The organism is Gluconacetobacter diazotrophicus PA1 5 (assembly GCF_000067045.1).
GTDB classification, from domain to species: domain Bacteria; phylum Pseudomonadota; class Alphaproteobacteria; order Acetobacterales; family Acetobacteraceae; genus Gluconacetobacter; species Gluconacetobacter diazotrophicus.
Map to the genome: position 1 here is coordinate 1,490,543 of NC_010125.1, position 11,957 is coordinate 1,502,499.

Annotated in this window: 12 protein-coding genes; 3 read left to right on the forward strand and 9 right to left on the reverse strand. The window is 70.5% G+C overall.

What is annotated here, in order from left to right; translation table 11 throughout:
* Positions 1–4: 4 nt before the first annotated feature.
* The 6 genes from GDI_RS07040 to GDI_RS07065 all read right to left on the reverse strand — a co-directional run bounded on the left by GDI_RS07040 (position 5) and on the right by GDI_RS07065 (position 5,023).
* Positions 5–622, reverse strand: a complete 618-nt coding sequence (locus GDI_RS07040) for a YceI family protein (RefSeq protein WP_012224813.1) — start codon at positions 620–622, stop codon at positions 5–7.
* A 26-nt stretch (positions 623–648) separates the two neighbouring features.
* Positions 649–1,248 carry an NAD(P)H:quinone oxidoreductase gene (gene wrbA / locus GDI_RS07045; RefSeq protein ID WP_012224814.1) on the reverse strand — a complete coding sequence of 200 codons (600 nt, stop codon included), beginning with the start codon at positions 1,246–1,248 and terminating at the stop codon, positions 649–651.
* Positions 1,249–1,430: 182 nt separating this feature from the next.
* A complete protein-coding gene (locus GDI_RS07050) occupies positions 1,431–1,742 on the reverse strand; it encodes a putative quinol monooxygenase (protein WP_012224819.1) in 312 nt (103 codons plus the stop codon).
* 49 nt (positions 1,743–1,791) lie between these two features.
* Positions 1,792–2,787: an ABC transporter substrate-binding protein gene (locus tag GDI_RS07055; RefSeq protein ID WP_231854241.1), complete on the reverse strand. Its 996-nt coding sequence runs from the start codon at positions 2,785–2,787 to the stop codon at positions 1,792–1,794.
* Positions 2,788–2,789: 2 nt separating this feature from the next.
* On the reverse strand, positions 2,790–4,238 hold the full coding sequence (locus tag GDI_RS07060) for an acetate and sugar kinases/Hsc70/actin family protein (protein ID WP_157871008.1): 1,449 nt from the start codon (positions 4,236–4,238) through the stop codon (positions 2,790–2,792).
* Positions 4,235–5,023: a DeoR/GlpR family DNA-binding transcription regulator gene (locus GDI_RS07065; RefSeq protein WP_041249333.1), complete on the reverse strand. Its 789-nt coding sequence runs from the start codon at positions 5,021–5,023 to the stop codon at positions 4,235–4,237. The genes GDI_RS07060 and GDI_RS07065 overlap by 4 nt, the downstream gene beginning before the upstream one ends.
* 163 nt (positions 5,024–5,186) lie before the next feature.
* On the opposite strand from GDI_RS07065, the gene GDI_RS07070 reads away from it, so the two are divergent.
* The 3 genes from GDI_RS07070 to GDI_RS07080 are packed head-to-tail and all read left to right on the forward strand — an operon-like array spanning position 5,187 to position 8,429.
* Positions 5,187–6,326: a class II aldolase/adducin family protein gene (locus tag GDI_RS07070; RefSeq protein ID WP_050935000.1), complete on the forward strand. Its 1,140-nt coding sequence runs from the start codon at positions 5,187–5,189 to the stop codon at positions 6,324–6,326.
* Entirely contained in the window at positions 6,319–7,593 is a 1,275-nt protein-coding gene (locus tag GDI_RS07075) for an FGGY-family carbohydrate kinase (RefSeq protein ID WP_012224834.1), read from the forward strand. Before GDI_RS07070 ends, GDI_RS07075 begins: the two co-directional genes overlap by 8 nt.
* Complete coding sequence (locus tag GDI_RS07080) at positions 7,590–8,429, forward strand: TIGR01459 family HAD-type hydrolase (RefSeq protein ID WP_012224836.1); 840 nt, start codon at positions 7,590–7,592, stop codon at positions 8,427–8,429. Before GDI_RS07075 ends, GDI_RS07080 begins: the two co-directional genes overlap by 4 nt.
* On the opposite strand, the gene GDI_RS07085 is transcribed toward GDI_RS07080, so the two are convergent.
* From GDI_RS07085 to GDI_RS07095, 3 genes are read right to left on the reverse strand one after another with little or no spacing between them, the layout of a single operon-like run.
* Entirely contained in the window at positions 8,402–9,379 is a 978-nt protein-coding gene (locus GDI_RS07085; RefSeq protein WP_012224837.1) for an ABC transporter permease, read from the reverse strand. The two genes, GDI_RS07080 and GDI_RS07085, sit on opposite strands and share 28 nt — an antisense overlap.
* Positions 9,376–10,407 (reverse strand): ABC transporter permease, encoded by a 1,032-nt coding sequence (locus GDI_RS07090; RefSeq protein ID WP_012224838.1) that lies wholly within the window; start codon positions 10,405–10,407, stop codon positions 9,376–9,378. Before GDI_RS07090 ends, GDI_RS07085 begins: the two co-directional genes overlap by 4 nt.
* Positions 10,404–11,954, reverse strand: a complete 1,551-nt coding sequence (locus GDI_RS07095) for a sugar ABC transporter ATP-binding protein (RefSeq protein ID WP_012224840.1) — start codon at positions 11,952–11,954, stop codon at positions 10,404–10,406. Before GDI_RS07095 ends, GDI_RS07090 begins: the two co-directional genes overlap by 4 nt.
* Between the last annotated feature and the right edge of the window lie 3 nt (positions 11,955–11,957).

An 11,957-nucleotide genomic window follows, 5' to 3' on the forward strand; every position in this document is an offset into this window, starting at 1 on the left:
CCGATCAGCCCTGGCGTTCGAACGCGCCGGCGATATGCAGGTCCACCGCGTCGCCGACATAGGGGACATACTTCTTCACGCCGAAATCGCTGCGGTTGACCGTGCCGGTCGCCTCGAAGCCGACGGTGTATTTCTTGTCCATCGGGTTCACGCCCGCGCCGATGAAGCGCACCTTCAGCGTTTCAGGCTTCGTGATGCCGTGGATCGTCAGGTTGCCCGTGACGGTCGCGCGATCCTTGCCGGTGGGGATGACCTTCGTCGAGGTGAAGGTGGCGTTGGGGAATTGGGCGGCATCGAACCATTCCGCGCCCTTCAGTTCCTCGTCCAGCTTCCCGCTGGTCGTCTGCACGGACGCGACGGGAATGGTGACGTTCAGGGCCGAGCCGGACGGCGCCTTGGGATCGAGCGTCAGGGTGCCCGATACGTTCGAGAACAGGCCCGAATAATAGGTGAAGCCGAAATGCAGCAGCGAGAAGCCGACCTGCGTGTGGCTGGGTTCGACCTGGTAGGTGCCGCCCTGCACGTCGGCGGGCTTGGCCGGGGTCTGGGCCGAGACGGCGCCGGCCGTGACGGCGAGCAGGACGGTTGCGGCGGCGGACGCCGAAAGAAGGGAACGAAACATCGTATGATCCTGAATGTGTCGGGGAATTAAGCGGAAAGCTTGGCGGCGATCTGCGCCACATGCTGGCCGAGGAAGCGGGCGCCATCGCGTTCGTTGTCGCTGACCGCGCGCGATCCGTCGCCGGCCGCGATCGTCGTGGCGCCGTAGGGCGCGCCGCCGGTGATCTCGTCCAGGCGCATCTGGCCCTGGAAATTATAGGGCAGGCCGCTGATGACCATGCCCTGGTGCAGCAGGTTGGTGATGACGGAGAACAGGGTGGTTTCCTGACCGCCATGCTGCGTCGCGGTGGAGGTGAAGGCCGCGCCCACCTTGCCGATCAGCGCGCCCTTCATCCACAGGCCGCCGGTCTGGTCCCAGAAGCTGGCCATCTGCGACGCCATGCGGCCGAAGCGCGTCGGCGTGCCGACGATGATCGCGTCATAGGCTTCCAGGTCGGCCGGTGTCGCGATCGGCGCGGCCTGGTCCAGCTTGAAATGGTGGGTGCGGGCAACGTCTTCCGGCACCGTTTCCGGCACGCGCTTGATGTCGGCCTGCGCCCCGGCGGCGCGCACGCCCTCGGCCACCGCTTCGGCCATCGTTTCGATGTGGCCGTAGGTGGAATAGTAAAGAACGAGAACCTTGGTCATTGCTTCTCTCCTGCCCGGATGGCGTCGGGTGGTTCGCCGACGACACGTGCCGATGCAGAAGTGTTAGACCGATCAGGGTGACGAAAGAATGAAAATGAACGAAACTGTTCGTTTCCATAATTTTACCGACACGGGGCCGGCCCCAGGCCGGAGCGGGGCCCGACGCCCCGCCCGGCCCTCGCTTACCGGTCGTAATCGCTGACCATGTCGAAGAATTTCATCTCCGCCGGCTGGGCCAGCAGCTCGGGCTGGCGCTTGAACCAGTCCTGCTGGTAGGGCAGCGCCATGTGGCGGTCGAGGTCCGCCCGCTCGACCCAGTTTTCATAGAACATGAAGACCAGCGGGTCATCCTTGCTGACCTGGAGCTGGTATTCCAGGCACCCGGGCTCGCTGCGGGACTTGTCGATGAAGGTGCTGAGCAGGGCCAGAAGCTCCTCGCGCCTCTCGGGCCGGGCGCGCAGGGTCGCGGTCAGGGTGCAGCCTGGAGCGGTCATGGTTGTTTTCCTTGTTCTTGTTGATGTTCTGGAAAAAAGACACGGCCGGTCAGCTATTGTGCGGCGCGTTCCAGCCCTTGTAGCCGCCGATCGTGTCATGGGTGATCAGGCTGGGGGCCAGCAGCCGGACGATGCCCGGCTTGATCCGTCCGGCCCGGATATCGAACCCGATGCGGGTGGCGGTGGTCGCGATGGCGAACGGGTCCTGCGACGCCGTGGCCGCGATCAGCGTGTTGCCGCCGCGCATTTCCTGTTCCACGTCGGGCGAGCCGTCGACCGAGGCCAGGAAGAAATCGTGCCGTCCCGCCTGGCGTGCCGCCAGTTCGACGCCCAGCGCGGTCGGGTCGTTGACCGCGAAGATCGCGTCCACCTTGTCGAAGCGCACCATCACGCTCTGCCCCACCGCCAGTCCGCCGTCGCGCGAGCCCTTGGCGTCGAGCGTGGAGGACAGCAGCCTGATCCCCGGCGCCTTGGCGAACACCGACTGGCAGCCCTTCACGCGGTCGCTCAGCGCGGTGACGGGCGGCCCGTTGACGATCACCACGTCACCGTGCCCATGCAGGCGATCGACGATATACTGGCACGAGATTTCGCCGGCCTTGACGTTGTTGGTGGTGATCGTCGCATCCGCGCCGGGCGCGCCGACATCGAAGGCGACCACGGTCGCGCCGCTGTCATGCAGGCGACGGACCAGCGGGGCGGCGGCCTGGTAGTCCACCGCGTTGAACATCACCAGGTCGTTGCCGGCGGCGATGAAGGAATCGACCTGCGACGCCTGCTTGCCGATATCGTAATCGGCCGAGACGCTCTGCACCGGCGCGGTGGGACCCAGGGCCTTGGCCTGTTGCGTAATACCCCTGATGGCGGCGATGAAGAACGGATTGCCGAGCGAGCCGACGGTGACCCCGATCTTGTGAACCGAATCCTCCGCGCGCGCGGCGGCGGTGCTACCAAGGGCGAGCAGCCCCGCCAGCAGCAGGATCTTCCGGCGGGACGGGCGTGCCGATCCATGGCAGGTCGGCGGGACGTGCGCTGGGCGCATCATGATTATCCTTTATTGGGCGCGTCTGGCGCCGGTGCGGCCGGTTCGGTCCGGCTCCTGGTGCGCTGGTCGGCCAGGTGCCGCCAGCGGGTGACGTACTCCCGCCATCCGGGCGGGTCGAACGGTGCCACGCGGGCCGCCCGTTCGTCGCGGAAGGGGTCCAGCCCCAGCGCGGCATAGGCCAGGCCCGCCGCGCCGCAGGCCGTGCCCTCGGGGTTGCGCCCGACCAGCACGGCCTGCGCCGGGCGCAAGGCGGCGACCAGGCGCGGAATGGCGCCCACCTTCGCCAGCCCGCCATCGAAGACGACGGCATCCGTGCTGCGCAGCAGGTCGAGCGTCAGGTCCGTCATCGCGGCGACATACAGCGCCGCCAGCGCCGCGCGCTCGTCGGGCGCGGGAACGACGCTGCGCCCCGCATCGTCGACGAAGGCGCCGGCCTGCCCGGGATAGGGGCCGCCATCGGCGAAGGACGGCAGCGCGAAGATGCCGCGCGCCACCAGGGACGCGATGCGCGCCTCCGTCACGTCGGCGGGGCCGTCACCGCGAATCAGGTCGAATTCGCGGCCGCCCATGAAGCGCGCGGTGGGAACCGGTTCATGCCGTACCGAGACATTGGCCAGCATGTCGCGTTCCGGTACCAGCGCGTCCAGCGGGCAGTCGGGGTTCATGACGATGACCCACGTCCCGGTGGACACCATCGTCATGCCGCCCGGCACCACGCGCCGGTAGTGGCTGAGCGACGCGTTGCTGTCATGCACCCCGTTATGCACGTCCAGCGTCACCGCCCCGCGCCCGGGCACGTCCAGCGTCATCGTGCCGACGATGGCGCCGGCCTCGCGGAAGGGCGGCATCTTGCCGCGCCATCCGCGCCGGTCCACCAGGGACGAGAAATCGTCCCTGTACGGCGACCACAGATGGGTATGGCAGCCCAGGGACGAGATTTCCGACACGCGCGCGCCGCACAGCCGCCACACCCAGAATTGCGGCAGGGTCAGGATATGGCGCGTGCGCGCGGCCAGCGTGGGGTCGCGCATTTCCTGCCAGACGATGTGCTTGCCGAACGCGAAGCCGCGCTCCATCGCCGGGGTCGCGGTTTCGGAGAAGGGCGGGCGGATGCGCGCGAACGCGGCCTCGACCTCCGCCGGCACGATTTCCTCGTAATCCAGGATCGGCGTCGCCAGCGCGTCCTCGCCCAGCAGGGCGAAGGTGCAGCCATGGGTGGTGATCATGATACCGTTCACATCGAACGACGCGACGGCCTCGCGCAGCACCTCCCGCATCCAGTCCAGCAGGGCTGCGTCGTCCAGCACATGCACCCCGTCCACCACCGGCCAGGCGGCGCGCGTGCGCCGCTCGGCCAGGATCGATCCGTCCGCGCCGAACACCAGCAGCTTGGCGTTCGTCTTGCCGAAATCGAATACCGCCAGCGTCGGGCGCGCGATTTCCGGGGTCACGTCTTGTCGTCCGCGCGCCAGGCGGCCACGGGGGCGACCAGGACCGTCACGCCCGCATCTTCAAGAATACGCACATCATCCTCCTGCACGCCGTCATCGGTGATCAGGGTGGACACCCGGTCGATCGGACATGAAACAAAGCGTGCCCGCACCGACAGTTTGCGGCTGTCGGCCAGCACGATCACGTCGTCGGCGCGTTCCAGCATCGGGCGCGTGGCCACCGGCAGCAGCGGGTGCGATTCCATCACCCCCTCCAGCCCCAGCCCCTGCGCGCCCAGGAACAGGCGCGACGCGAAGAAATCCGGCGCCGCAGCCTGCGGGTCGTACAGGATGCCCGGTTCGCGATGCAGGGCGCCGCCGGCCACCGAAAGCTGACAGGCGCCGTGGGTGCCCAGGGCCGCCGCCAGCGGCATCGAATTGGTGTAAAGCCCGATCGACCGCCCGGCCAGGCGCAGGCCCAGCTGGTGGCAGGTCGATCCGCCCGCGACCATGACCATGTCCCCGTCGCGGCACAGGTCCGCCGCCATCGCCGCGATCGCCCGCTTGGCATCGACGGCCAGGTCGCTGCTCTGGGCGAAGGGCAGGGCGTGGGTCCGCGACGCGGCGGTCAGGGACGCGACGCCGCCAAAGACCTTGCGCGCCTCGCCGGCCTCGTGGAGCTTTTCGATATCGCGGCGCACCGTGGCCGGCGACACGCTCAGCATGTCGATCAGTTCCCGCACGGTCGCGAAGGGACGTGTTTCGAGCATGGTGATGATCTGGCGCTGGCGTTCGGTCTCGGTCACGGGTCCGTATCTTCCTTCATGGTGTCCGGGCCTCACGATTCTCCGTATCCCCAGCCGTGGTCAAGCGAAATTTGATTGACCTGCGCCAAATGATGATGGCATTCCATCTTTTGTGATTGAAATACGTCATACCGTCGCAAAGCCCGTCGTAAAGGAACCCCGCATGGTGTCGCATGTTCGGCCGGACCCAGCGCTCGCCCCCGTTCCCGTCGCGGACGGGCTCGACGCGTTGCGCAGGCTGTCGGCGCGTCTGGGCGCGGACCCCCGGCGCACCCAGGGGGCGGGGGGCAATACCTCGATCAAGGACGGCGGCACGCTGTGGATCAAGGCGTCCGGCACATGGCTGGCCCATGCGCTGGACCGGCCGATCATGGTGCCGGTGGCGCTGGCCCCCCTGCTGGACGCCTGCCGGCAGGGCAAGCCGGAGGCCGAGAAGGCCGCCGGCTTCGTGGTGGCCCAGCCCGGCACGCCGGCGGCCGCCTTGCGGCCGTCGATCGAAACGACGGTCCATGCGGTGATCCCCTGGCGCGTGGTCATCCACCTGCATTGCGTGGAAACGCTCGCGCATGCCGTGCGCACCGATGCGCGCGCCCGGCTGGCGGAGCGGCTGGACGGGTTGCGGGGCGTGCACTGGACGCTGGTGCCCTATATCCGGCCGGGATTGCCGCTGGCGCGCGCGATCATGGCGGCGCGCCCGTTCGGGGAACGGGCGAATGTCCATATCCTGGCCAATCACGGGCTGATCGTCTCGGCCCGACACGGTGGCCCAAGGCGGAAAACGCTGCTGGAACGGGTGATCGCCCCCCTGGCCGTGACGCCGCGCGCCCCGCCGCAGGCGGACCTCGCGGACCTGGCCGCCCTGGCCAAAGGGTCGGCCTATCGCCTGCCGGACGACCCGGCCGCCCATGCCATCGCCATGGACCCCGCCACCCTGGCCGTGGCGCGGGGGGCGCCGCTCTACCCGGATCACGTCATCTTCCTGGGCGACCGGATCGACGTGGCCGATCGCGGGGCCGACCCCGATGGCGTCCCCGGGGACCGCCCGCCCCGGATCGCCGCGCCCGACGCGCCGCCGATGCGGGTCATGCCGGGCCGGGGCGTGCTGCTGCGGCGCGACGGCTGGACGGTAGGGATGGACGCCATGGCGCGCTGCCTGGCCGACGTGGCGGCCCGCCTGTCCCCCACCGACCCGATCCGCCGCCTGACCGCCACGGATATCCACGCCCTGACCCATTGGGAGGCGGAGACCTACCGCCAGGCCCTGAACAAAGAGACCCAGAACAGGACCACCCGCAATGGTTGAGGCCGCGGCGCTGGGGATCGACCTGGGCACGTCGGGCGTGCGCGCGGCGGTGCTGGATGCGCGGGGGAACGTGCTGGCCGTGGAGGGCGCGCGGTTCGCGGCCCTGGGGGCGGCCGATGCGCCGGCCGTCTGGTGGCAGGCGCTGGCCGATACGCTCGGCACGCTGCGGGCACGGCTGCCGCTGGACGGCGTGCGGTCGGTCACCGTGGACGGTACCTCCGGCACGCTGGTCGCCATCGACCAGGCCGGGTCCGTGATCGGCCCGGCCTCCATGTATCACGCGCGGGCCGCCGATGCCGCCGTGCTGGCGCGGATCGACGACCTGGCGCCCCCCGACAGCCCGGCGCGGGGCGCGGGCTCGCCGCTGGCGCGGGCGGTGGACATGGCGCGTCGTCCCGGCGTACGCGCCATCCTGCACCAGGCCGACTGGATTGCCGGCCGCCTGCGCGGGCGCTTCGGCGCGACCGACGCCAACAACGCGCTCAAGACCGGCGCGGACCCGGACGCGCTGGCCTGGCCGGACTGGGTGGGCGGGGCCGGGCTGGCGCCGGGGCTGCTGCCCGCCATCCACCTGCCGGGCACGCCGCTGGGGCCGGTGGGGGCCGAGGCCGCGGCGCTGGGCCTGCCGCCCGGTGCCGTCGTCCATGCGGGCACGACGGACGGGTGCGCCTCGTTCCTGGCCACGGGGGCCGACCGGGCCGGGGACGCGGTGACGGCGCTGGGGTCCACCCTGGTGGTCAAGCTGCTGTCGGACGTGAAGGTCGACGCGGCCGCCTACGGCATCTACAGCCACCGGATCGGCGGCCGGTATCTGGTGGGCGGGGCGTCCAACACCGGGGGGGCGGTCCTGCTGGCGCTGTTCGGCGCCGACCGGCTGGCCGCCCTGACGGCGGCGCTGCGGCCCGACAGGCCGACGGGGCTGGAGTATTATCCGCTGCTGCGCCCGGGCGAACGCTTCCCGGTCAGCGACCCGGCGTTCCCGCCCCGGCTGGAACCGCGCCCGGCCGATGACGGGGTGTTCTTCCAGGGCGTGCTGGAAGGCATGGCGATGATCGAGGCCACGGGGTACGCCCGGCTGGAACAGTTGGGCGCGACGACGCTGCGCTCGGTCCGCACGGTCGGCGGCGGTGCGGCGAACGCGGGCTGGACCGCCCTGCGCCAGGCCAGGATCGGGGTGCCGTTCTTGCCCAGCGTGTCCGAGGACGCATGCGTGGGCGCGGCGCGTCTGGGTCTGTTCGGGGGCCTGTCCGAGGGGAAGGCGGCATGAACCCGCGCGCGCTGGCCGGCATCGCGGCGCTGGTGGGGCACTACGATGTCCTGTTCGTGGATCAGTTCGGCGTCCTGCATGATGGCACGGCGCCTTATCCGGGGGTGCGCGATGCGCTGGCCCGCCTGCGCGATGCGGGGCAGCGCGTGGTGCTGCTCAGCAATTCGGGGCGGCCCGGCCCCTATAACGCGGGCCGGCTGGCGCGGCTGGGGCTGGGGCCCGAACTGTACGAGACGATCGTGACCTCGGGCGACACGGCCCTGGCGCTGGCACGGTCGGGTGAAATCCCGGTGCGGCCGGGCATGCGCTGCCTGCTGATCGATAGCGGCGGGCAGGACACGGCGTTCTGCGACGCGCTGGGCCTGGTGGTCGAGGCCGAACCGGCGCGGGCGGACCTGGTGCTGATCGCGGGCAGCCGGGGCGACGTGGTGACCGAGGCCGAATACCGCGCCATGCTGGCACCGCTGGCCCGGCGTGGCGCGCGCGCGGTCTGCACCAACCCCGACCGGCGGATGCTGGTGCCCGGTGGGACCGCCTTCGGCGCCGGGCGCATCGCCGAACTGTACGAGGAGGAAGGCGGCACGGTGGACTGGATCGGCAAGCCCCATCCAGCCATCTACGCCCATGCCGCGCGGCTGTGCCGCGTGCGGGCCGAACGTGTGCTGTGCATCGGCGACAGCGTGGAACATGACATCGCCGGCGCACGCGGGTTCGGCGCCGACAGCGCGCTGGTTCGGACGGGCATCCTGGCCGATGCCGCCCCCGCCGCGCTGCGGGCCGCGTTCGTGCGGCATGGGGTGTGGCCGGATTACGTTCTGCCGGGGCTGGTCTGGTAACCGCGCACCGCCGCGACCACGACGTTTTCCACCAGCACGATCAGCACCAGGATCAGGCCCATCATGCCGGCCTGCAGGGTCGGGTTGAAATCGTTGTAGTTCAGCCCGTAATTGACCACCGCGATGGCGATGGTGGCGATCGCGGTGCCGATGGGCGATCCGTCCCCGCCGAAGATGCTGGCGCCCCCCAGCACGACGATCGCGATGCTGATCAGGTTCGCTTCCGGCACCCCGTCGGGTGTGGCCGTGCCCAGCCGCGCCGCCGCGATCACCCCGGCCAGCCCGGACAGCGCGCCCGACAGCACATAGGTCGCCGCCCGCAGCCGCTTGACCGGTATGCCCGCCAGCCAGGCGGCGGTGGCGTTCGTGCCCACCAGGTACAGGGCGCGGCCGAACCGGCTGCGGTGCTGCACCACCACCAGGACGGCCAGCAGCGGCAGGTAGAGGCACAGGATCTGGAACGGCACCCCCAGGACGGTGCCCTGCCCCATGGCCAGGAAGGGCGCGGGGGCGGCGGTCAGGTCGATGGTGTTGCCGTCCGACGCGATCAGCGCCAGGCCGGAAAAGGCGAACATCGTGCCCAGCGTCGCGATGATGGGCGGAATCCTGAAGCGCGCGATCGCGGCGGCGTTGCAGCCCCCCATGGCGGCGCCGGAGGCGATGCCGATGCCGACCCCCACGGGCCAGGGCAGGCCGCGCGAGATGAACAGGGCGGTCAGGACCTGTGCCAGCCCGGACATCGCGCCGACGCTCAGGTCGATGGCCCCGTCGCCGCCCTGGATCACCAGCCCCTGGCCGAAGGCGATGATGCCCAGTTCCACGGCGAACACCGCCATGCTGGATACGTTGTCGGCCGACAGGATGGTCGGGTTGCCGAAGGCGAATCCGCCCAGGACCAGCAGGGCGAACAGCCCCAGGATGACGATCCGTCCGGACCGGAAGCCGCTCATGATACCACCTGCCGGGCCCGGCGGCCCTCGTTCAGTCCCACGGATGCGAGGATGATGAAGCCGAGCACGACGCCGCTCCAGAACGGCTGGATATGCATCAGCACGATGGCGTCGCCGACCAGGCCCACGACCAGCGTGCCCAGGAACGTGCCGAACATGCCGCCGCGCCCGCCCGACAGTTCGGTGCCGCCCAGCACCACCGCCGCGATCACGCCCAGTTCGAAGCCGCTGCCGGTCGTGGTCTGGACGATGGGGGACTGGCCCAGCCGCATCAGCGCGCCCAGCCCCACGCAGGCGCCCAGCAGCACGTAGGTCATCCAGCGCAGCCGTCGCACCGGAATGCCGACCAGGCGGGCCGCTTCCTCGTTATTGCCGATCGCGAACAGGCGGCGGCCGGTGCGGTGGACCCGCAGGAAGACCGCCAGCACCGCCATGACGGCCAGCGCGATGACGGCGGCGCCCGGCAGGGGGCCCAGATGGTCGGCCACGAAAAACCGCGTCAGCCCCGGCGGCAGGGCGGTGATCCAGTCGCTGCCCATCATCAGGAACACGCCCATGCGAAAGATGCTGAGCGTGCCCAGCGTACAGACGATCGGCGGCACGCGGCCGCACAGGATGACCAGGCCGTTGATCCAGCCCAGCGCGGCCCCGGCCAGCAGGAACACCGGCACCACCACCGCGACCGGCCACCCCGCGACGAACAGCAATCCCCCGATGGCCGAGACCAGCCCCAGCATCGAACCGATCGAGGCGTCGATCCCGCCGGTCAGGATGACCAGCGTCATGCCCGCCGCCGGCACGGCGGTGATGGCGCTGGTGACCATCAGCCCGTCCAGGTTGACGCGGGTCCAGAACCCGCCATGCGCACCCAGGCTGACCACCGCCACCACCAGCGCGATCACGGCCAGCAGCGCGGTTTCGCGCCGCGCCAGCAGCGCGCGCCACGCGACGGGCGCGCGTTGCGGGCCGCCCAGGGTTGAGGTGGGGGCCGGCGCGGCACGCCCCATGTTCAGGGTGGAACTCTTCATGCCGCATGCTCCTGGCCGGTCGTCGCCGCGCCGATGGCGGCGGCCAGCACCCGTTCGGCCGCCGGCGCGGCCCCCTGCTCGCGATCCCGCTGGAAACGATCCACCACCAGCCCCTGCCGCATCACGATCACGTCCTGGCTGACGGCCATCAGTTCCGCGAGGTCGGACGTAATCACCACGACCGCCATGCCCGCCTGTGCAAGCTGGCGGATGAAGCCGTGGATTTCCGCCTTGGTCGCCAGGTCGATGCCGCGCGTGGGCTCGTCCAGGATCAGCACGCGCAGGTCCTGCCCCGCCCAGCGGGCGAACAGCCCCTTCTGCTGGTTGCCGCCCGACAGCGTGCCGATCGCGGTGTCCGGCGTGTCGGCCTTGATCGCGAAACGCCGCATGATGGCCCGCGTCTCGTCCAGCAGGGCGGGGAAATCCAGCAGCCAGCCGCCGTGCGACAGGCGCACCAGGGCGGTGCAGGTCAGGTTGCTCTCCAGCCCCATGGGGGCGAAGATGCCCTGCTTCTTGCGGTCCTCGGGCAGGTATCCGATGCCCAGCGCCATCGCCTCGGCCGGGGAACGGGGGCTGATCTCGCGCCCGTCCAGCATGATCCGGCCGCGCGCGGCGCGCAGGGCGCCGAACACCGTCATCGCCACTTCCGACCGCCCGGCCCCCACCAGCCCGTAGATGCCCGTGACGCGTCCGGCGGACACGTCCCAGTCCACGTCCTGGAAATGGCGCGGATGGCTCAGGCCCCGGATGGACAGGACCGGCGGGGCCTTCGCCGCGTCGGGCGGCGGCGCGGCCGCCGCATCGTCCGGGCGGCCGTCATCATGATGCTGGCCCATCATCAGGCGCAGCAGCAGGTCCTCGGTCACGTCGGACGCCGCATAGTCGCCGGTCACGCGCCCGTCCGTCAGCACCGTGACATGGTCGCCCACGCGCGGCACTTCCTCCAGCCGGTGGGTGATGTACACGATCGCGCGCCCGTCATCGCGCAGGCGGTGGATGATGCCGACCAGCCTGTCCGTCTCGGCGCGCGACAGGATCGCCGTCGGTTCGTCGAAGACGATGATGCGGGCGTCCTGCACCAGCGCCTGCGCGATCAGGACCAGTTGCTGGTGCCCCAGCCCCAGATCCGCCATCGGCCGGCGCAGCAGCGATTCCGCCAGGTCCAGCGACGACAGCCAGGGCCGCACCGCCCGCAGCATCGCCTCGGTCTGGACGCGTCCGAAGCGGTCGGTGATCTCGAAGCCCGCGAAGATGTTTTCCAGCACGCTCAGGTGCGGGAAGATCATCGGCTCCTGATAGACGGCGGTGATGCCGAGTGCGCGCGCATGCATCGGGTCGCGCAGCACGACCGGCACGCCGTCGATCAGGATCTCGCCCTCGTCGGGGCGCACCGCGCCGGTCAGCGTCCGGATCAGCGTCGATTTGCCGGCCCCGTTCTCGCCCAGCAGCACCAGGGTCCGGCCGGCTTCGATCACCGCGTCCACACCCTTCAGCGCCCTGACGCCGCCGAACGACTTCACGATCCCCCTCAGTTCGAGACGGTTCATGAC